The sequence below is a fragment of the Bacilli bacterium genome (assembly GCA_036381315.1).
GTDB lineage: Bacteria > Bacillota > Bacilli > Paenibacillales > KCTC-25726 > DASVDB01.
In genome coordinates this window covers 1-21015 of record DASVDB010000061.1, presented here as the reverse complement: position 1 = coordinate 21015, position 21015 = coordinate 1, and the positions used below count along the sequence as shown (strand labels likewise).

At 50.5% G+C, this 21015-nt stretch carries 18 protein-coding genes; 13 read left to right on the top strand and 5 right to left on the bottom strand.

From position 1 onward, the window contains the following. The first annotated feature begins 107 nt into the window (after window positions 1-107). Entirely contained in the window at window positions 108-1112 is a 1005-nt protein-coding gene (locus tag VF260_04725) for a carbohydrate ABC transporter permease (GenBank protein HEX7056488.1), read from the top strand. Between the two features lie 49 nt (window positions 1113-1161). Beyond that, complete coding sequence (locus tag VF260_04720; protein ID HEX7056487.1) at window positions 1162-2106, top strand: glycosyl hydrolase family 53; 945 nt, start codon at window positions 1162-1164, stop codon at window positions 2104-2106. Here the strand turns inward: VF260_04720 and VF260_04715 are convergent. Beyond that, on the bottom strand, window positions 2103-4010 hold the full coding sequence (locus VF260_04715; GenBank protein HEX7056486.1) for a cellulase family glycosylhydrolase: 1908 nt from the start codon (window positions 4008-4010) through the stop codon (window positions 2103-2105). The genes VF260_04720 and VF260_04715 overlap by 4 nt on opposite strands. A 91-nt stretch (window positions 4011-4101) precedes the next feature. Between VF260_04715 and VF260_04710 the strand changes: the two genes are divergently transcribed. The 10 genes from VF260_04710 (at window position 4102) to VF260_04665 (ending at window position 13528) form a co-directional block, all read left to right on the top strand. Then, window positions 4102-5736 carry a glycoside hydrolase family 9 protein gene (locus VF260_04710; GenBank protein ID HEX7056485.1) on the top strand — a complete coding sequence of 545 codons (1635 nt, stop codon included), beginning with the start codon at window positions 4102-4104 and terminating at the stop codon, window positions 5734-5736. A gap of 113 nt (window positions 5737-5849) precedes the next feature. After that, the gene (locus VF260_04705) at window positions 5850-6827 is read left to right on the top strand and encodes an aldo/keto reductase (GenBank protein ID HEX7056484.1); all 978 of its coding nucleotides are present in this window, start codon (window positions 5850-5852) and stop codon (window positions 6825-6827) included. A gap of 68 nt (window positions 6828-6895) precedes the next feature. Continuing rightward, window positions 6896-7657, top strand: coding sequence for a MerR family transcriptional regulator (locus VF260_04700; protein ID HEX7056483.1), 762 nt, complete (start codon window positions 6896-6898; stop codon window positions 7655-7657). A 118-nt stretch (window positions 7658-7775) separates the two neighbouring features. Further along, the gene (locus tag VF260_04695; protein HEX7056482.1) at window positions 7776-8630 is read left to right on the top strand and encodes a copper amine oxidase N-terminal domain-containing protein; all 855 of its coding nucleotides are present in this window, start codon (window positions 7776-7778) and stop codon (window positions 8628-8630) included. 131 nt (window positions 8631-8761) lie between these two features. Next, entirely contained in the window at window positions 8762-9358 is a 597-nt protein-coding gene (locus VF260_04690; protein ID HEX7056481.1) for an SCO family protein, read from the top strand. 27 nt (window positions 9359-9385) lie between these two features. Further along, a complete protein-coding gene (locus VF260_04685) occupies window positions 9386-9916 on the top strand; it encodes a hypothetical protein (GenBank protein ID HEX7056480.1) in 531 nt (176 codons plus the stop codon). Between the two features lie 109 nt (window positions 9917-10025). Continuing rightward, window positions 10026-10439, top strand: a complete 414-nt coding sequence (locus tag VF260_04680; GenBank protein ID HEX7056479.1) for a DUF1259 domain-containing protein — start codon at window positions 10026-10028, stop codon at window positions 10437-10439. 208 nt (window positions 10440-10647) lie between these two features. Next, window positions 10648-10875 carry a C4-dicarboxylate ABC transporter gene (locus tag VF260_04675; GenBank protein HEX7056478.1) on the top strand — a complete coding sequence of 76 codons (228 nt, stop codon included), beginning with the start codon at window positions 10648-10650 and terminating at the stop codon, window positions 10873-10875. A 907-nt stretch (window positions 10876-11782) separates the two neighbouring features. Then, complete coding sequence (locus tag VF260_04670) at window positions 11783-11992, top strand: DUF3311 domain-containing protein (GenBank protein HEX7056477.1); 210 nt, start codon at window positions 11783-11785, stop codon at window positions 11990-11992. A gap of 54 nt (window positions 11993-12046) precedes the next feature. After that, a complete protein-coding gene (locus VF260_04665; protein ID HEX7056476.1) occupies window positions 12047-13528 on the top strand; it encodes a sodium:solute symporter in 1482 nt (493 codons plus the stop codon). Between the two features lie 178 nt (window positions 13529-13706). Here VF260_04665 and VF260_04660 read toward each other — a convergent pair whose 3' ends face one another. The 4 genes from VF260_04660 to VF260_04645 form a co-directional block, all read right to left on the bottom strand. Beyond that, window positions 13707-15944 (bottom strand): discoidin domain-containing protein, encoded by a 2238-nt coding sequence (locus VF260_04660; protein HEX7056475.1) that lies wholly within the window; start codon window positions 15942-15944, stop codon window positions 13707-13709. Between the two features lie 999 nt (window positions 15945-16943). Continuing rightward, entirely contained in the window at window positions 16944-17834 is an 891-nt protein-coding gene (locus VF260_04655) for a carbohydrate ABC transporter permease (protein HEX7056474.1), read from the bottom strand. Then, the gene (locus tag VF260_04650) at window positions 17835-18719 is read right to left on the bottom strand and encodes a sugar ABC transporter permease (protein HEX7056473.1); all 885 of its coding nucleotides are present in this window, start codon (window positions 18717-18719) and stop codon (window positions 17835-17837) included. A 107-nt stretch (window positions 18720-18826) separates the two neighbouring features. After that, the gene (locus VF260_04645; protein HEX7056472.1) at window positions 18827-20242 is read right to left on the bottom strand and encodes an extracellular solute-binding protein; all 1416 of its coding nucleotides are present in this window, start codon (window positions 20240-20242) and stop codon (window positions 18827-18829) included. Window positions 20243-20520: 278 nt separating this feature from the next. Between VF260_04645 and VF260_04640 the strand changes: the two genes are divergently transcribed. Then, on the top strand, window positions 20521-21015 hold a 495-nt coding region (locus VF260_04640; GenBank protein HEX7056471.1), incomplete at its 3' end, for a hypothetical protein.

Sequence of the window (21015 nt, the reverse complement as noted above, 5' to 3'; positions counted from 1 at the left end):
GCGGCAATGTCCTGGATTTACACGTTTGTTGTCAGTGTTTTACTTACGGTAACCGGCATCCTCATCTCCAGAAAAGTATTTTACTATAACTGATTTTTCAAGGAGGAATGGCCATGAAAAAACTACTCGCGGATCATGAAGCTGCGCTTCTAATCTTGCATCGGGCGCGGAACGGCGCGGTTGGCGGACTGTGGTCCGTTTTTCGCTACATCCTGGTGTTCGGGATTTCTTTTGTCATCTTGTATCCGATCCTGCGGCAGATTTCCGTGGCGTTCAAAGACAAGGCCGATATTTACAATCCGACGATTTACATGGTTCCCGTTCATTTCACGCTGGAAAACATCCGACTGGCGATGGAAATATTGCACTATTGGCCGCTCCTGGGAAATACGCTCTTGTTCGCCGTCTCGACAACGCTGCTTCAGACAGCTTCCTGCGCTTTGGCGGGGTACGGATTTGCGCGTTATTCGTTTCCGGGGAAAAACATACTGTTTGCGCTCGTCATCTTAACGATCATGATTCCGTCGAGCACGCTGATGGTACCGATGTATTTGCATTTCCGCAACTTCGATGTGCTCGGGCTTATGCATCTGTTTACCGGCAAAGACGGCGTCAATATGCTGAACACGTACGGGCCGTCGCTGATCACGGCCGCATTTGCCAACGGCTTAAAGTCCGGCCTGTATATTTATATTTTCCGGCAGTTTTTCCGCGGCATGCCGGCGGAGATCGAGGAAGCGGCGCTCATCGACGGGGCCGGCGGCTTCCGCACTTTTTTCACGGTCATGCTGCCAAACGCGGTGCCGCCGATCATCACGGTATTGCTGTTTGCCTTCGTTTGGCAGTACAACGATTCGTACTATACGTCGCTGTTCATGAACCAAAGCGATCTGATGGCCATCAAGGTTGCGTCGCTGCCGGCGGATGCCAACCAATACTTGCCGGGCTTGCTGGGCCTCGGTTCAAGCGCGAACGTAAGGGTAGACCCCAACCATGTGGCCATGATTGTCGACACGGGCATTCTGCTTTCGATTGCGCCGCTCATCTTGATGTATTTGTTCGTGCAAAGATTTTTTGTGGAAAGCGTGGAACGCACGGGCGTAGTCGGCTGAACTGATGGAGGGAGCGAAATTGTCGAACGGCAAACTTTTTATCAAAGGCATGACATACGGATGGAACTGCACGAGAGGCGCTTACCGCGAACCGTATGCATTCGAATCACTGCAGAAACTGAAAGAAACGGGCAGCGAATGGATCGCGCTCGCTTTTTATACGAGACAAAGTTCGATTTATGCAACGGAAATTCCGTTCGAATACGGATTCACCGTGACCGACCGGGATATTGAACAGGCAATCAAGCAGGCCAAATCGCTGGGGCTCAAAGTATGCCTGAAGCCGGTGGTAAATTGCAAAGACGGCATCTGGCGGGCGCATATCGGTTTTCCTGATGAACCGGAAGCCGCGCCATATTGGGATGCGTGGTTCCGCTCATATGGCGATTTTCTGTGCCATTACGCCGAATTGGCGGAAGAACTTGGCTGCGAGATGTTTTGCATTGGCTGCGAAATGGTCAAAACCGAGGCCAAATCCGCGCATTGGGGGCAAATTATCGAGCGAATCCGGCAAACGTACCGGGGTCCGATCGTTTACAATGCCAATCACGGCTCGGAAGAGAAGATCGCATGGTTTGACCTTGTCGACGTGATCGGCACAAGCGCTTATTATCCGGTGGCAAACAAGCCTGGCGATGGCGTGCGGACGATGATCGCAAACTGGCTGCCGGTGCGGGAAAAAATGGCCCGGCTCCACGCGCGTTTCGGCAAGCCGGTCGTGTTTATGGAAATCGGCTGCCGCAGCGCACTTGGCTGTGCGACGATGCCGTGGGATTTTCAGCACACGGATCTTCCCGCAAGCGAAACGGAACAAGCGAACTTCTACAGTTCGGCTTTGCAAGTGTTCTGGAACGAACCGTGGTTTTCCGGTTTCTTCTGGTGGGATTGGAGCGTCAAGCTTTATCCGCTTGCGGCGGCTAAAACGAATACCGGTTTCGACATATACGGCAAAAAGGCGGAACACATTTTGCGGGAATGGTATAAAAAAAGTTAACGCCCTAACGGAGGTTGTTTTTTTCGCCTTATTCCAAAAAACAGAGCGGCGCCTGCAAACAACAGAATTCCGACAGTGCCGACAACTTTAAGGGCAAGAGAACGGCTTTCGCGGTTGTTGTGCTTTGCGGGCGCGTTTGCTTGACCTGCGGCGGCCGACGCTCCGTTATCGGGTGAATTACCGCCGTTTCCGTCTGCGGCATCGGGGGTGTTCGGCTGCGGTTGCGATGAAACACCCGTGATGTTTTGCTCATTTTTCGTTAACGTGTATTCGATCGTCTCTCCGCTATAGAAGTGCAGGCGGAGCGTAATGTCGCCGTCTTTCATCTGTGCGAGCATCGGCTGTTTCAGGATGATGGTGTTTATGTCATACCGGGGCGAAAACGTTTTGCCCCACTCCTGAAACGGCGTCCAGTCGTCGGGACCCACATTGCCGCCGGACTTGTAGACGGCTTCCAAGGAAGCCAGCCGGTCGCCGCGGAATTCTGTCGGTATGGGGAACAGATCGCCCGTCCAGTCGTTGTTTTTCAGCATAGGAGTATCGTATTGGATCACTTCGATCGCCCAGTCGGCTCCCGCGGAAAATTTCAGCATCAAAACGGTTTTCACGCCGAAATCGCTGTCGGCGGCAAGAATCGTCCGCAGAAATTTCGCTTTGAGCGTAAGCGAATCCGTATTTTGTTCATAGTCGGTGCCTTCCGTAAGAGGCTTGCCTGCGGCAAAGATGCCGTCAAGCGAGTTTTCGTTCAGGTATAGCGGCAGGCTTACATCGCGAATTTCACCGTTTTTCAGGTAAAGCTGGTCGGATTCGGTATACGACGACCGCTTGCCATCCCAGCCGGCCTTCATGACGGCATACAGCGCGGGATCTTTCCATTTGAAGGCGCTGCGGTCGTAAAACGAACCGTTGTCCCATAGCATCAGGGTAAGCTTTTTTTGCCTCGCGTAGTATTCGACGTATTCGAAATATTTCAGCAGTTCGCCGTGCTCGATTGTATCCGGCCCCTTGTCAAAACCGAGCAAGCCGTATTCACCCACGATAACGGGAATGCCTTTTGTGACGAACGTGTTGTATGCCCGGTCAAATGTTTGCGTCACGTCGTCCTGAACCTGTCGGTTAAACGATGTTACTCCCAGGTTGATGGAGAACGGATACAAACCGTAATAGTGAATGGTGGCAATCAAGCGGTTATCATGAAGAGAAGCGATCGTTTTCGCCAATTCGTCCATCCTTTTTTGCGTAACCGCGCCGGTAACCGTAGTCAGCACGAGCGGCCTTGCGGTATTGTTGCCGCCGGATTCGCGCACGGTTTTCACAAACGTCGTTTGCAGCTCATGCACCATGCTGAAGTAGGCCGGGTCGTCTTTGTTCCAATCTTCGGAAAAGCGCGGCTCGTTAATGCTTTCGAACAAAAGCTTGTCGGGATACGTTTTGAAATAAGCGGCGATTTGTGTCCAGACGGCTTTGAATTTCGCCATTACGCCGTCATGATCGGTTTCCATCGCGTAGACCCATTGCGAGTCGTGATGCAGATTGATCATAACATACAAGTCTTCGCTCAGGCACCAGTCGATAACTTCCTGAATTCGGGCGAGAAAATCCGGGGCAATTTTGTATTCCGGCGCTGTGCCCAACCGATGGTTCCACGTGATGGGAATCCGGATGCTTTTGTATCCGGCGGCGGCAATGTGCTTGATCAGTTCCTTCGTCGTCCGGGGGTTGCCCCAGGACGTTTCGTCCCCGGCAGCATCAAACGTGTTTCCCAGGTTCCAGCCCGGGTTCATGGAATCAACAAATGACTGAAGCGCGCTCGTGTCGGTTTTGGACGCGGCATGAACAGCAGGGGAGAATGTGCAAAACGAGAGCATTATCGCGCAGAAAGCGGATAACTTGCGAAACGGCACGAAGATCACATCCTTAAAATGATTGCAACAGCAATATATTCTATTAAAGTATAATAAAGTATATTAATAAAGCAAGAAAGGAGATTCCTATATGACGAGAAAAACGGCAAATGTACGTGTCAATCAAGTCGGATATCGCCCTATCGATGTTAAACATTTTGTAACGGATGATGCGGTCGGCAAACAATTTGAGGTGCTGAACGACAATGGGGATATAGTCTTAACCGGCGATTTGTCGCAGCCGATCCGTGACGAATCAAGCGGAGAGACCGTCTGTCGCGGAGACTTTTCTGCGCTGCGCGCCCCAGGGATTTACATGATTCGCATCGCGGGGACCGACGCAACCTCTTATCCGTTCAAAGTTGCCGCCGATGTTTATCATGAGGCGACCGACGCGTTGCTGAAATGTTTTTACTTCCAGCGCTGCGGTATGGAGCTTGCTCCCGGATATGCCGGAGCCTGGGCGCACAAAGCATGCCATACGGCGCATGCCGCCGTGTACGGGGAGGAAGGGAAAATGCTGCCGCAAAGAGGAGGGTGGCATGATGCGGGAGATTACGGCAAATATACGGTAGCGGCCGCCAAAGCCATAGCCGACTTGTTGCTCGCTTACGAATGTTACCCATCCGCATTCAGCCGCCCGATCGGTATTCCCGAAACAGGCGGCGGCATTCCGGATATCCTGCACGAAGTCCGCTATGAGTTGGAGTTTTTGCTGAACATGCAGCGGGCTAAGGACGGGGCTGTATTCCACAAAGTGTCAACGCGGCAATTTCCCGGCCTTGCGGTTATGCCGGAAGACGATACGGCCGAGCTTGTTTTTTCGCCTGTCTCCGTTGCGGCGTCGGCGACATTCGCAGCGGCGATGGCCAGGTCGGCGCGAGTATACCGTTTTGTTGCAGCCCCGTTCGCGGAAAAATGCCTGGCTGCGGCGGAAAAAGCGTGGGAGTGGGCCGCAGCCAATCGGGAGACGGGCGGCTTTAAAAATCCCCCCGGCATCATGACCGGAGAATACGGTGATCAAACAATTGCCGACGAAATATATTGGGCAAGCGCGGAACTGTTCCGTACAACCGGCCAATCCCGGTACCTCACGGCGTTTCATTCAGCGCTTAAAGAAGCGATGTTTCCGCTGTGCGAACTGGGTTGGGCGGATGTAGCCGGATACGGGACACTTGCCTATTTGGGCTCCCCGCAGGAACAGACGGACCCGGAAGTTCGCGGCAGACTCCTAACGGAGTGGTTGACGCGAGCGGACGAATTTATGTCCAACTGCGAGCGTAACGGTTACCTGATTTCGCTTGTTCCCGAGCAATATATTTGGGGCAGCAATATGGTGTTGCTGAACCAGGCCATGCACCTGATCCTGGCGGCAAGATTTTCCGGCAATATGTCATATGAGGAAGCGGCCCTGCATCATTTGCATTATCTCTTTGGCCGAAACCCCGTTAACCTAAGCTATGTTACCGGAATCGGCACGGCGGCCGTGCAAAATCCGCACCATCGACCGTCGATCGCCGACGGAGTGCGCGAACCCGTTCCCGGGATGGTGGCAGGCGGCCCGGACCGCGGACTGCAGGACGACTGCGCGAAGGCGAATCTGCAGGGACTGCCCCCGGCCAAATGCTTCATCGATCACCGGGATAGCTATTCCACGAACGAAATGGCCATCTACTGGAATTCGCCCGCCGTATTTGTGGCGGCATGCTTTAACGACGTGAAATGACTGATGAGGGGTACTCTCTGTGAAATAAGAACGACCCGCAAGCAAGTGATTTGACGAATGAACATATAAAAGATATAAAGAAAAGTAAAATAATCCATTGGGAGGCGAAGAAGATGAAGTATGCGGCATTAGGCAGAAGCGGCATAACAGTGAGCCGTCTCTGTTTGGGAACCATGAATTTTGGCCCCAATACCGAAGAGAAAGAAGCGTTTCGGATTATGGACGCGGCGATCGACGCCGGAGTGAATTTTTTCGATACGGCGAATGTGTACGGCGGGGTGGAGCATAAAGGTTGGACGGAAGAAATTATCGGACGCTGGTTCGCTCAAGGCGGAGGCAGGCGGGAAAAGGTCATTCTGGCGACAAAAGTGTACGGAGCCATGCAGCATCCGGTATCCGATCCGCACGAACACGCCGGCTTATCCGCGCACAAAATCCGTCATCATCTGGAGGAATCGCTGCGCCGCTTGCAAACGGACCATATCGATTTATATCAAATGCACCACATCGACCGCCGCGTTTCATGGGAAGAATTGTGGGAAGCGTTTCGCACGGCGATTGCGCAGGGCAAAATTACATATGTCGGTTCCAGCAATTTTGCCGGGCGCGATCTCGTAAAAGCCCAATATGAGGCAAAAGCGCAGCACACGCTAGGGCTTATCAGCGAACAGCATAAATACAGTTTACTGTGCCGTTTGCCGGAATTGGAAGTTTTGCCCGCCGCACAAGATTTAGGTCTTGGCGTCATCGCCTGGAGTCCGCTTGACGGCGGAATTCTGGGCGGAAATCTGAATCCCGCGGAAGGCACCCGCACCGCCAAGCAAAAAGACCGCATTGCCAAACTGCGCCCGCAGTTGGAATCTTTCGCCAAACTATGCCGCGAATTGGGCGAGTCGGAGGCAAACGTCGCGCTTGCCTGGACATTGCATCATGGCGCGGTGACGGCTCCCATCATCGGGCCGCGCACATTAAAGCAATTCGAGGATTCGCTGCGCGCCGTTGAAATTACGCTGGACGAATCGGCATTGCAGAAACTGGACGAAATATTTCCCGGACCGGGAGGAGCCGCGCCGGTCGCATACGCCTGGTAATCGAAAAAATATTGCTTGACATTCACGTTGCGTAAAGGTGTACCGTCAAGTTGTCGGGAGGAATAAACATGGAATACACCGTGCAAAAGCTTGGACAAATGGCGGGAATCAGCACCAGAACGTTACGGTATTACGATGAAATCGGAATTCTTAAGCCGGCAAGAATCAATTCATCCGGATACCGGATTTACGGGAAGGCAGAAGTCGACAGGCTGCAGCAAATTTTGTTTTACCGGGAGCTGGGCGTCAGTCTGGACCAAATCAAAACGATTTTAGCCGATCCCGCTTTTGACAAAGTTAAAGCGCTGCGTGCTCACCGTGAACAACTCCTGGACAAACGAAGACAATTGGATCTTTTGCTAGCTAATGTAGAAAAGACAATTGCCTTAAATGAAGGGAGAATGGCCATGAGCGATGAAGAGAAATTCGCCGGTTTCAAACAACGCATGCTTGCTGAAAACGAGCGGAAATACGGCAAAGAAATCCGGGAGAAATACGGTGAAGACGCGGTTAACCAATCCAACAACAAGCTGAAAAACATGACCAAAGAACAACACAGCGAGGTAACGCGCTTAACAAGCGAAGTGAAGTCCGCATTGGCTGAAGCGTTTAAAACAGGCGATCCGGCCGGCCAGCTGGCGCAAAAAGCGGCGGAGCTGCACAAGCAATGGCTCACTTACTTTTGGAGCGATTACAGCAAGGAAGCGCATGCCAATCTTGCGCAAATGTATGTGGATGATGAGCGTTTCAGGGCTTATTACGACGAAGGCCAGCCCGGAATGGCGCAATTTTTATGCGATGCGATCCGCATTTATACGGGGAAGGCTTGATATCAAGCCTTCTTTCTTTTTAACCATAAAACCCAGAGAGCCTTCGTCAGCAACTTTTTATTGTCCGTGAACGTTTGAAAAATAGGTTGGGTTCACACATACAGGGGTGAATGGGATTTTGAAAACCAACAGATGGAAAAAGGTGTTTGCCGTCATTTTTAGCGCGTCCATTTTCTTATCGGCGGGGGCACACAGTACATACGCGGCTTCCAAATATGTCGGGCTGGAAATGCGGTGGCTGGACGGCCATATTGACCATGTGGAAACGCTGCTGAAAGACGGGGTAACCTACGGAAGTCTTTTCGCCATCGGAAGCGAGGCAAGTCTGCGTTCGGAAACGGGTGACAAAGGCCAGGTCGTGTTAAGCGGGTACAAGAAGCGCATTGTGGTTCATATGGGGAGCAATATAGCCGAAGTGGACGGGCAAAAAGTGGACATGGGGCGAAAACCTGTGTGGTATATCAGCCATCTTTATGTGCCGATCAGATTCCTCGCCGCCGCCCTGGGCGGTAAAGTGGCCGACTGGGATCCGAAGACGGGGAAGGTGACCGTAACCGGACTTCATCATTATAACGACACCTTCTACGGGAGCATGATGGGGCACAGTTATGTCATACACTCGGAAACGGGAGACTTGGAGATTACTAATGTTTATTCGGGGCAAAAGGTTACGATTCCGTTGGGGCTCAAGGATATTAACGTAAACACGCATCATCTCGCAATGGACTTCAAGTCGACCCGCAAAAATTTATTGATTCTTTCCGTAACCTATACCAATCGCCATACGGGCGAATATGACTTGTACACGTTGTTGTTCAAAAATCAAGGCCTCATCCGCAAATCTGTCGCGCACGATTTGACGGAACAGTACGAGATCATACAGCCGGACGGCAATATACAACTGATCGATGATAAAAATATTCGCATCGTTGAAGATGAAACCGGAAACATACTTGCGACGCGCGCCCGGTAAGCAATAACGCCGTTTACGCGTCCGAAGCACGGCAAGATTTGTCACACAATTGCTAGAAAATCGCCGCAAATGAAGTTGTTATTGGAGTTTCTTTTATGTTAGTGTAATTTTTAAGGAGGGCATATCGAAATATGAATAACTTCATTGCGAAAAACAAATCGATTTTGTTGACAGCGGCGATTATTATTTTGCTGGCTGCAGGCTATTCCGTATATGCGAACTATTTTCAAAAGGAAAAGCTTCCCGTCTTTCAGGCCGTGCCCGGATTTGAAATGAACGATATTTATGGCGAGCGGGTCGTTTTCGCAGACGTGAAAAAACCGAAACTGGTATACTTTTTCTATGCGTCTTGTGCGGACGCGTGCCCGATCTCCAATCACATTCTAAAACTCGTGCAAGAACAATTGAAGGAAAAACACGTATTCGGCAAAAAGGTCGAGATGTTCTCGATTACGATCGATCCTGTCCGGGATACAAACAAAGTGCTGCAGGAATATGCCAAACAGTTTGGCGCGGACAAATCCGGATGGAAGTTTTTGCGCACCGAAACGCCAAAAGAAGTGAGGGACGTGGCAAAAGGATTCGGCGTCGAGGTGCTTAACGAGGGTGGAGACATGCTGCACTCCGATGTCATCTTCCTGCTGGATGCGGATAATCATATCCGCAAGTATTTTCTCACGGATAAAAATGTCGATACCATCGTGAAAGATACGATGAGTTTGCTGTAATCAGACATAAAAAAGGGGATATGCAAAATGAACCGGTTTCGAATCGGCAAAATGGTGCTGGGACTACTCATATTGACGCAGATGCTGTTCGTTCATTCCGCGGCGGCGCATGAAGGACACGGCGAACCCGTTGTTGCCGATGTGGAAATCGAAACGCAACATATTGTGCCCAATCAGGAAATCAAGCTGCGTTTCAAGATGTTTAACATGAAAGCAATTGAAGAAGGCGACCAGCACGCCGACGAAGCGGATGAATACAATTTGGCGGCATGGGTCATGCAAGGCGATCAAGTCATCCAAATCAAGACAACCAAAGTAAACGACAATGAATATACCGGATCGGTTACGTTCCCCAAAGCGGGCGACTGGACGCTAAAAGCGCATCCGCAAAAAGGCGATGAAGCGATCGATCCGAATGACGACGACCCCTCGATTTTCACGCAAACGATTCATGTAAAAGCCGCATCTTCCGCTGTTTGGGTTTGGCTTGTAGTGGTCGTCGCCATCATTTTGGTAATCGCGGCAATTTGGGTCCGCACGAGACGGAAAAAGCATTAATGCGCCAATATGGCAAGCGCATATTCTTTGCACAGTGAGTAAAACACCCTGGCCATACGGCTTGTTCATCCATATTTTATACCGTCCGAATATTTTTGGAGGTGTAAATATGGCAAACACGAATTTATGCAATCGTTTGGCAACCATTATTGGCGGACAAGTATTGGCCAGAACGCCTGCATGTGTTGTCCAAACATTGCGTACCTTGAACGTGCGAATTCTTGGGAGAAGAAGCCGGTCGCCGCTAACGCTGCCTTTTGCGCTATCGGTAGAGGCCCGCGACGCGCAAGGGCGCACGCTGAATTTGGGTGAAACCGTCATTCTGGAAAGAGAGATCAACCCGTTTGTCACGGAATTGCGCAGACGCGGAATCAGAGTGACGGCGATTCACAACCATTGGCTTTTCCAAAGCAATCCGTTCAAATACATCCACTGGGAGTCCATTGACAACCCCGTTGCGTTTGCGCAAAAAAGCGCCGCAGCCGCAAGAGCGGTAGGCATTTTGCCAAGAAACAACAGGTGAAAGGGCCTAACAGGATAGAAAGCCGTTCTCATGCCGAGGATGGCATTTTTTTTTTGCAAGTGAAAAATCGCGCCTAAACAAAAGTTTATCCCGCTGTGGAAAAAATATTTGCCGCCCCGTATTCCCAATAAATATAGCCGCCCCCAGAATTTTGCCCCGACGCTGTTCGTTTTGATGGGGAATATTAAATTCGGAAGGGGGTGCAAAAATGCCGGAGAACAACAATGTGCAGAATAAAACGGACGCGTCGGCGCTGTGGATGGGGTGGATCGGCATCGTTGCCGGTGTGATCGCGTTTTTCTACGCGCCGTTTATTTTCGGTGCGGTTGCCGTCGTCCTCGGCCTGATTACCGTTTTCAGCAAAGCCAATACGTTAGGATGGTGGGCCTGCGCTTTGGGCGTCATCGGCGCAATTGCGAACGGATGGTTTTATTAGCCTCTGCACATGATAAGGGGGAAATGGAGCATGCAACGGTGGATGTCGCTTTTGAAAGGCGCAAATCGGAATTTCCGGCAACGAAACCGGACAAGAGGAGTCATGCTATCGCTTCTGGCGATCGCCGCCGGAGCCGCCGCTGTTGGTTTAACCCGCAGAATGCCGCTGCGGAACGCACTCCCGCGATTTTTCAGATAAAATCGGCATGATACCGTCATCATTTGCGTATTTTTGCCATTATCGTTTATCATTTGAACAAAATGATAACGATGATGGTTTTTTTTGCCGGAAAAGGTGCGAATGGTAATAAACCAATCAAAAGCATGGTTCTTGCCAACGTGCACTTGGCCGGTTTGCCGGCTTGCGGCCTTTAAACAGCCGTAGCAGTTCAGATCTATCGGTTATGTAGTGGGCGGGCTTTCAGATCTAACGGACGCGACAGAGGTTATTTGAGGTCATACGCCCGGATTTCAAATTTAACGGACGCAGGTGCGCTTATTTTAGCACATTGAGCGATATTCAGGTAAAAATAAAGCGAATAGCCGCTGTGACGTCCGTTAAAATTTTTGCCCAGCCTTTTTTCGGCAAATAGCCTCTGCTACGTCCGTTAGCGCTGAGCGGGTGGGGTTGCGCATGCAAATTAGCGAAAAAAGAGGAGAGCCCGGAAGCGTTGTTGCACAAGGGTCCGTTTTTGTATGTCCGATAATATATATTATGTAAAGTTTAAAAATTTATTATTACCTTTTCTTCCACTAATATCATAATAAATGGAAAACGAGCTGTTTTTCCCTTGTACATTTCCTCTTGACGCAAGCGCTTACATGTGTCACAATTTTAAAGGATTTGTGAACATTCTTCAAATCTTCAAATCTTCCTAATTCCAAATCATGAAAGGAGTGCATCGTCTATGCCGAATGAACAAAAAGACAAGAAAGCTTCCTGGCTTTGGTACCTTCTCTTGCTCATCCCCTTTATCGCTACTTTGTGGCCGCCGTTTTATGCGGGCGCTGAGCCGACGCTTGCCGGGATGCCATATTTTTATTGGTATCAATTTTTATGGGTTATTATCAGCGCGGTATTGACGGCAGTTGTTTATTTTGCGACAAAGCAGAAGTAATCGCTTTTTGTAAAAGCCATTTTTATCATATATTTTTAGGAAGAGGAGTGCGTTATGAACTGGACAGCCTTGGTCGTGTTTATGATCTTTTTCCTGTTTGTGACTGTGCTAGGTTTCGTCTCCGCCAAATGGCGGCGCGGCGATTTGGACAGACTTGACGAATGGGGGCTTGCCGGCAGACGCTTTGGAACGATCGTAACCTGGTTCCTGCTCGGTGGCGATCTCTACACCGCATATACCTTTATTGCGGTACCTGCTCTTATGTATGCAAAAGGCGGCATCGGGTTCTTTGCCGTTCCCTATACGATTATCATTTATCCGTTTGTGTTCATGGTCATGCCGCGTCTATGGTCGGTAGCCAAAAAACATAACTATATTACCGCCTCCGACTTTGTTAAAGGACGCTACGGCAGCAGCACGTTGGCGCTGCTCGTTGCCATCACCGGTATTCTGGCTACCATGCCGTATATTGCGCTGCAACTCGTAGGGATGCAGGCCGTGTTCGATGGCATGGGCCTGAGCGGAGACTGGCCGCTTATCATCGCCTTCTTGATATTGGCTGTTTATACTTATAACAGCGGCTTGCGCGCGCCCGCATCGATCGCGATCGTCAAAGACTTGATGATTTACGTCACGATCATCGTCGCCGTTATTTACATCCCATACAAATTGGGCGGATTTGGCCCGATTTTCGACGCGGCTACCGCGAAACACCATGCCGCGGCGTTGCTGCCGTCCAATAACTTTGCGGTTTACTCAACTCTGTCGCTTGGTTCGGCGCTCGCTCTATTCTTGTACCCGCACTCGTTGACCGGGATTTTCAGTTCCAGCAGCCGTGAGGTCATCAAGCGCAATACAGCGCTCTTGCCGGCATATTCGTTCGTGCTCGGTCTGCTGGCGCTGTTGGGATACATGGCGATTGCCGCCGGAATCGATACGAAAGACGGAAACGCTGCTATCCCGCAGTTGATTCTGAAAATGTTCCCTGACTGGTTCACCGGTTTCGCCTTTGCCGCGATCGCAATCGGTGCGCTAGTTCCGGCGGCTATCATGTCGATCGCCGCAGCAAACCTGTTTACACGTAACATTTACAAGGAATACATCAATAAAAATTGCACCGAAAAACAAGAAGCCAGAATGGCGAAAATGGTTTCGCTGGTCGTCAAAGTCGGCGCGCTGGCGTTTATCTTCCTGTTTGCCAGACAAGACGCCATCAACCTGCAGCTTTTGGGCGGCGTCTGGATTCTGCAAACCCTGCCAGCTGTGATTGTCGGCCTGTACACCAACTGGTTTAACAAGTGGGCATTGATTCTGGGATGGGTGGCAAGCATGGTCACCGGCACGTGGATGGCCGCCTACATGCATTTCGGCAACAGCTTCAAGCTGCCGTTCGGCATTGGCGGTGGCACGATGATCTATATCGGCTTGTACGCCCTGGTAATCAACTTTGTAGTTTCAATCGTGCTGACCTGGCTGTTCAACGCGATAAACCTCAAGAATGGCAAAGACGAAACGGTAGCAGCCGATTACCAATAATATCTTTCCCCCAAACAGATCTTGCCGTCCGGTCCATCCGGCGCGGGATCTGTTTTTTGCTGTCTAAAACCTAAACAGAACGGCAAAAAGAATCGACCCGAAATATCGACCCTTTAAACATAGATTGGTGATTATAATCAAAGCCACCCGTATGAACGGGTGGCTTTGATTCATCACGTTAATTCATCACGTAAAATTCCCGGATCGACCACCAATACGAAGCGCTTCCTGTTTGCACCACCTTGATGTAGCGGGCGCTTTGCGCCGGGAACGTTACCGTCACCACCGGACCGCTGCCGCTTCCGCTTGCCACCGCGCTGCCCCAGTTCGTTCCATCGTCCGAGACATATACCTCATAGCCGCGCGCATAGTCGTTGTCGCTGCCGGTCGAATCCATCACAATCTGGTCAAAAGTTTTTGTATTCTTCATGTCCACAATAATATACTGCCCCGGGGACATAGCCGTACCCGTGCTCCAGCGTGTGGACATACTTCCGTCCAGCAAATTCGCAGGGGGCTCGCCGCTGATTGGCGAGGAGGTCGCCGTCCACCCTGTCCGGTCGAGCGCCCCGCCGTCGCCTCCGCCGCCGGCGCCGGTTCCCTGGAATTCGGAAACGGTTTGCCGCATGGCTTCCGCCGGTGAATTGGCGTACACTCGATTCCCGATATTATTGATCACGTGCGTAATTTCACTTCCGGCTGTACCCGACAGCCAAATGGTGGTCATATGATGAATTTTCACGCCCTGAACGTCAGGAACCTCGATCGCACTGTTCAGCTTTGCTGCCGAATCTCTGAAGTATGAATATACGCCAAGCCCCCAAGCTTCATGAGTGGATACCGAATCGGCCACTTTGTACGAAGCATAGCCGTTGACAGTGCCGTTATGACTCATCCAGGCCGATTGGTTGGGAACATCATAGGGAAGTTCCGACTGATAGAAGTACAGCCGCCCTCCGTTTCCGTTCCACAACGTCTGAAACTCTTCGTGATGTTCATTGAACAATCCATAGATCGTAACATCGTTCCCATTGACGATCAATCCGTTTTTGCTGACATTGCTGGTCCATCCCGCCCCTGCGCCATGATCGGCGCGCCAAATCCAGAAATGATCGCCGATTACATCGTTGCTGTTGATCTCAAGACCCACATCCGCCGTGCCGGGAGTAAAGCCGCCGATGCCGAAGAACAGATCATGAAGCGATACGGGGTTGGCCGAATGATCTTGTGAACTGTTCGCGGGGCCGACTTCCATTAACGAGGAAGATTTTGTCGGTCCGGCTTCAAACAGCAACCCAGCGACTTTCACGCCGTCCACATCCGCTACTTTCATGGCCACTTGCCCATTGTCCGGAATCAATGTGGGATAACCAAGCCCGAGTATAACCGTGTTCGGATTATTGACCTGAATCGTTTCGTTCAGGTGGTAAATGCCAGGCGTAAACAAAATATGCTTGCCTTGATTCAGTGCATTGTTGATGTCTGCCGCGCTGGATGTATCGGAACGCGCAATGTAGAACTGATCTATCGATATCGATTGTCCCGGCGTATTTCCGCCAATCCAACTGATGCCCCGGGTGTTCGTCTGTAGAGAAGGAACAAAAACGCGGTATTGCCCGCTCCCGTCCACATAAAGATACGGTTTTTCCCGCATGTTCGGCGTTTGATTCACGACCGTATAGGGAGGATCCGGAAAAGAGGCTGCCGGCGGAGTTTCGTCACCGACAAAGACCATGTTCCAAACGCCGTTTGCCCATTCTCCGTACTGATTGTTTCTGGAGAAAAACTGCTGCTGCGAAGCGGGCGTAATTTTACCATCGATCAAGGAATCCGAAATAAAGCCGCCGCTCGCCCAACCGGCGTTCCAATTCGAGTCAAAATCGAACAGGTACAGATTGCCCTGGACGTGAACGCGTCTCATCGGCGCCGCCTGGGAGACGGCCCATTGCGCCGTGCCGCTGGGAACTCGCACCGAACCGGTAGACGGATTGACAGTGAAATTTTCGATTGAACGCCAGAAGTTTGTGGTCGCGTTGGCGTTCGCCCACTGGGCATCCGCATCCACGCCGCCGTTGATTTGCACATCGGCGGGATTTTGGCCCAGTCCGGCAACCGTGGTGTAGAAGCCTACCCTTACGTCCACATTGTAGGTGCCAGGCTTAAAGAGCAGCGCATACCGCCCGTTGCCGAATTGCGCAGTTTCCTGGGAACTGAATATAGCGTCAGCCACGTTTTGGATGTTGGCATCCCCCATGGACGAATCGAATACATAAACGTTGGGGCCAAAAATCGTTTTGTTTGCATCACTGATCGAAGCCGCCTTGGAAACACCAGGTTGAAATGATAGTATTCCCGCCAAAATGACAATTGCGGAAATGACGAAAAACATTCTTCTTACCATGATTTTTCTTGACATGTTTTTAACCTCCTGGAATTGAATTGTCTTGCGTTCCATTCAAAGTTATCAATATCCCTCTCTTCCAAAAATTTAAAATTTGCCGTCAACCACCTCCATCGAGTTACTGAAGGCCTGTTTCAATTTACAAAACTTGACCGCGTCACCTCCTTTACATGTAAGCCCTTACACCGATCGCCCGGATCGGGGACAGGCCGTGCGCTTTCATTATAAATCCGCCGCCCGCAGAAGTTTAGTCGGTGTTTTTCAGCATTCATTGTATATTTTTAATCTTTCTTCTGTAAGAAATGGAATTTGTCACCGTTCTCAATCTGTTCGAACCGGGAGTTTGTATGTTTTTCATTCGTTTTTGTATATTCTTCAGTTTTCAACTTGAAAAAAACAGGAGCCATCCCTTTGGACAATCGTTTCATAAACCCGGGATAGCCCCTTTTAGTTTCCATGTGCCGTGTCTAAAACCACCGCCTATAGGCGATCAGCTTCCAGCGCCTGCACTTTGTAAACTGTTAATCCGGCCTGCTCACGTCTACACAACCCTCCCGCCCAACGCTAACGGACGCAGCAGAGGCTATTTGCCGAAAAAAGACTGGGCAAAAATTTTAACGGGCGCCACAGCGGCTATTCGCCCTATTTTTGCCTGAAAACCGCACGAAGTGCCAGAATAAGCGCGCCTGCGTCCGTTAAACAGGAAAACCGGGCGTAAAACCCAAAATAGCCTCTGTCACGTCCGTTAGATTTGAAGCCCCCTGCTACGATCGTTAAAAGTCGCAAGTCGGTAAACCGACCGGGTGTCCATCAGCCATCTTATAGGCTGCAAGCCGGCAAACCGGACGGGTTTCCGTCGGTATGCTTTAGGCGGCTTTAGCCACGGATTGCGAATTAGCAGGCTTTGGACCGAACAGTCGCCTTACAACCGCTGACAGGAACCTACCGGTTTTAGCCGGTAATAGTTTAATGATCGGTCAGAGCCACATGCCTCCACCCCATCGTGCGAAGCCGTTACCCCTTCACGGCGCCTGCCGTAATCCCCCGCGTAATTTGATCGGTAAAGAGCAGATAGATCAAAATCGACGGGATGGTGATCATCGCCAAAACCGCAAACTGGGCTCCGTAGTTGGATGTGTACTGGCCCATGAAATAAACTACGGCAAACGGCAGTGTTCGCAGCGAATCCTCGCTGATATAGGTCACCGCCATGATGAATTCGTTCCAGCAGTTCAGAAATGAAATCACCGCCATGGTGGCAATCGCCGGACGCAAGACCGGCAAAATGATCCGGAAAATAATCCCGGGAATCGTCAATCCGTCAAGTACCGCCGCTTCCTCCAACGCCCGCGGAATGGTTTCCATGAAACCCGTAACGATAAACATGCTGATGGGAATGGAAAATGCCGCATAAGGCAGAATCAACGACCAATAGGTGTTCAGCAAATGCACCTGATTGAATATGATGAAATTCGGCAGCAATGTGGAATATATCGGTATGATCATGCCGACCATGATCAGGGCAAACAAAGGCTTCCTCCATTTCCATTCCATGCGCGTAAACGCATACCCCATGAAAACGGATGCGAGGATGATGATGACGATGGACACGCCGCTCACCAACAAACTGTTGGCAAACAGCAGCATAATATGCGCCTTGGCGAACGCGTCGGCATAATTTTTCCACATCGGCGGATCCGGCCATTTCAAAATGCCCGAAGCAAAAAAGTCGCCGCTTTTCAGCAAGGAAAAATCAAACAGCCAAATGAGCGGAAACAGATCGGCAACAACCAGTACCGCCATAAAACAAACAAATAAGGCGCGGCCTGCCCGGCGTTTTGCCAGGGTCGCGGCGGCATAACGGGCATCAACCGGGACGACGGGTTTCACACGGGACGTTTCCATCTAAAATTCACCCACTTCCCTTTTGATTGACCGATTCAGTATCAGCGTAATCGCCAAACAAATGACGACCAGCATGATCGACACCGCGTTGCCGTAACCGTACATATTGTCGCGAAACGCCTTGGAATACAAATAATTGGACAGAAATTGCGTGCTGTCCGCCGGCCCCCCTGCGGTCAACAGAAACACGGTCTCCATTTGTTTAAAAGCGGAAATGACGGCCAAAACCACGTTAATTCGAATTACCGGGGCAAGCAGTGGAAAAATCACTTTCAGGTTAAGTTGCAACTGCGACGCGCCGTCAAGCATGGCCGCCTCATGCAGGTCCTGCGGAATGCCCTTGATTCCGGCATAATACAGCAAAAAAGCATATCCGAATCCTTGCCACATGCATACAAAGATAATGCAGAGAATCGCCAGCCGCGGATTGCCGAGCCAATCTTGCCTCCACGAGGACAAACCCAATTGAATCAAAATATTGTTCAGCAATCCGAACTGGGTGCTTAGCACGCTCGCCCAAAGTTTGGTCGTGACAAAGGTGGAGATAATGGCAGGAATAAAGATGCACACCCTGAGCAGCTTTTCCCATCTTCCGCAATACTGCACCAACATGGCGATAAAGAGGGCAAACGGATGCTGAATCAGCACCAATCCCAAACCGAGCAGCACCGAATTGAGCAAAGATTTCCAAAAGATTTTGTCGTGAATAAAAATCTGCAAATAGTTCTGCAATCCGATCCAATGGTAGGCGGTCGCTCCGTCCCAATCCGTCAGACTGTAATAGAAGCTGGCCAATATGGGGATGAATACCATTGCGGCAAACAACACCATACCGGGGGCCACCAGCCAAAACACGGTTTTTCTGTCACTGATCATTTGGTGCATTGTACATCATCCTGTTCTGATCGTTTGTGCATGTTCCCCTAAACCCGTAACGGGGCAAAGGCCGATTCGGCCCAAGCCCCGTGAATGTTCGATTGATCGCCCGCGGCTTAATTGTTTGCCGATTGTTCCGCCGCCTGATCGATGATTTCCACAAATTGTTCCGGTGTCATTTGTTTTCCTTCCAGCTTTTGAATGGAATTGTAATAGGTAGTTTGCGTATCCGGCGTAAATTTGTCCTGATTGACCGTGCCGCTGTAAGATTTCGCATTGCTGAAAATTTGCGTCAAATCTTTTTGCACGTTTGTTTCGTTGCCTGTCATGAATTGATCGTATTTTTGGGCGGGGAAGGTTACACCGTTCACCCACACTTGCTTGGCCCAACCGTCCGGGCGGAACATCCATTTCAGAAAATCTATCGCTTCGGCTTTGTGTTTGGAATATGCGGAAACTGCGTATCCTCCGCCGAACCAGGCGGTCAAATCGCCGGTTGTTCCTTTGCCTCCTTCTATGGATGGGAATGGAAACGCTCCGATGTTGTTTCGCACTTCTTCGGGGAAATTCTCGTCGGAAGCCATGCCCATTTCCCATTCGCCCATCATGTACATCGCCGCCTTGCCTTGACCAAACACGTTTCTGGCCGTTCCGTAATCCTGATTCAAAAAGCCCAGTCCGTAAGCTCCGGCGTCAATCCATTGTTGCATATGCCGCGCGGCCATAATCGTGTCTTCATTTTTAAAGGACCCGCTGCGGTCCATGGCTTTGTGCGAAACCTCCCAAGTGCCGGCAGCGCGTTGCACCATCGTGTCAAACCATATCCCCGACACCCAGGCGTCTTGGCCATCCATCGCGATCGGTACGATGTTTTTGGCTTTGAGTTTTTGGAAAATATCCAGCAGTTCAGCTTCCGTCTTCGGCACTTGCAAACCGTTATCGGCAAAAATCTTTTTGTTATAGTAGATGACAAAGAAGTCGGAGTTGCGGGGGAATCCGTACAGCTTTCCGTCAACACTGAAACTGTCCAACGCCGCCGGAATGAACCCCAAATTCTCCAATTCGCCGCGGTTTAATTCAGCCAAGGCGTTATTGGCGACCAACGGCCCCAGATAGTTGACATTGCCCCAGGCGCTGATAATATCCGGCAAGCTGGTTGATGCGTTGTACACCTTGATTTTGTCCTGAAACTGCGGATCGGGCGACAACGTCTCTACTTTGATCGTAATATTCGGATGTTCCTTCATGTATTGGTCGATCAAAATTTGCTCCACTTTGCCCTGTCCGGTGTTGCGGTCGGAGTTGTTGGTGAAAAACGTCAACGTGATCTTTTCCTGCTCCTCTTTTCCGCCATCGGAATTTGTCGCCGCCGTGTTGCCCGCGTCGTTGCTTGCCGTTGTCTCGGGCGCGGAAGAAGCGGTTCCGCCGCTACCTTCCGTGTTGCCGTTGCCGCATGCGGACATCGCGACGATTACTGTCAGGGCGATCAGGACGACGGCCCATTTCTTGAGGCCAAACCATTGGTTGCTCATGCTTTACCCACCTTTTCTATCAAATTTGGTTTCCTTGTTGAATCCGTTTTCATTATAAAGCCGCATTTGGAACAATTTTAGATCGTATTTTTCAGTATTCCTTGTAAATTTTTTATGCTCTTCGCCGCAAAAGTTGGAAACACGGCGTATATTCCCCTGCCAATAATGGAACAATTGTATGTTTTTCAGCTTTCTTTGTACATTTCTGAAGTTGTTTTTGATAAATTCTTTTACTATAGTAAATTTATAAACGGCATTGACCAAAGGGGCTTTGGGCAATGAAAGCGACTCGCATCAACCATTGGTATCTCAACATGCCGATTCGCAACAAGCTGCTCCTGTGGTTCGTTCCCTTGCTCGTGATGACCGTTGTCTGCACCGGCGTATATGCCTATTCCGTGGCAGCCAATGAAATCGTCGGCAAAGTCCGTCTGGAGGAAACCGGAACGGCGCGGCAGGCGATCGTGCATCTGGATTATTTCGCGCAGGACGCGATCGGCATTTCCAATTTTTTATATCTTACGCCCGAAATCCAGGCCATGCTGTCTTCCGACTTGGGAGAATATCCGTTTCTTTTGCGCGACGTTACACAAACGATCAACCATCTTATGGTGACCAAGCCTTATTTTCAATTTCTTACAATTTATTCGCCTCATTTTCCGACGATCCAGTTCAACAACAAGGGACTATCCGCAGCGATACCGTTTGAAGAGTACCGGAATAAATTTCACTACAGTAACATATTGCGAGACCCCGTCATTGAACATTGGAGC

Excerpts from the sequence above, each read along its gene's own strand:
- VF260_04725 (HEX7056488.1), top strand. The coding sequence starts at position 108 with ATGGCCATGAAAAAACTACTCGCGGATCATGAAGCTGCGCTTCTAATC.
- VF260_04720 (HEX7056487.1), top strand. The coding sequence starts at position 1,162 with ATGACATACGGATGGAACTGCACGAGAGGCGCTTACCGCGAACCGTAT.
- VF260_04710 (HEX7056485.1), top strand. The coding sequence starts at position 4,102 with ATGACGAGAAAAACGGCAAATGTACGTGTCAATCAAGTCGGATATCGC.
- VF260_04705 (HEX7056484.1), top strand. The coding sequence starts at position 5,850 with ATGAAGTATGCGGCATTAGGCAGAAGCGGCATAACAGTGAGCCGTCTC.
- VF260_04700 (HEX7056483.1), top strand. The coding sequence starts at position 6,896 with ATGGAATACACCGTGCAAAAGCTTGGACAAATGGCGGGAATCAGCACC.
- VF260_04690 (HEX7056481.1), top strand. The coding sequence starts at position 8,762 with ATGAATAACTTCATTGCGAAAAACAAATCGATTTTGTTGACAGCGGCG.
- VF260_04685 (HEX7056480.1), top strand. The coding sequence starts at position 9,386 with ATGAACCGGTTTCGAATCGGCAAAATGGTGCTGGGACTACTCATATTG.
- VF260_04680 (HEX7056479.1), top strand. The coding sequence starts at position 10,026 with ATGGCAAACACGAATTTATGCAATCGTTTGGCAACCATTATTGGCGGA.
- VF260_04675 (HEX7056478.1), top strand. The coding sequence starts at position 10,648 with ATGCCGGAGAACAACAATGTGCAGAATAAAACGGACGCGTCGGCGCTG.
- VF260_04670 (HEX7056477.1), top strand. The coding sequence starts at position 11,783 with ATGCCGAATGAACAAAAAGACAAGAAAGCTTCCTGGCTTTGGTACCTT.
- VF260_04665 (HEX7056476.1), top strand. The coding sequence starts at position 12,047 with ATGAACTGGACAGCCTTGGTCGTGTTTATGATCTTTTTCCTGTTTGTG.
- VF260_04660 (HEX7056475.1), bottom strand. The coding sequence starts at position 15,944 with ATGTCAAGAAAAATCATGGTAAGAAGAATGTTTTTCGTCATTTCCGCA.
- VF260_04655 (HEX7056474.1), bottom strand. The coding sequence starts at position 17,834 with ATGGAAACGTCCCGTGTGAAACCCGTCGTCCCGGTTGATGCCCGTTAT.
- VF260_04650 (HEX7056473.1), bottom strand. The coding sequence starts at position 18,719 with ATGCACCAAATGATCAGTGACAGAAAAACCGTGTTTTGGCTGGTGGCC.
- VF260_04645 (HEX7056472.1), bottom strand. The coding sequence starts at position 20,242 with ATGAGCAACCAATGGTTTGGCCTCAAGAAATGGGCCGTCGTCCTGATC.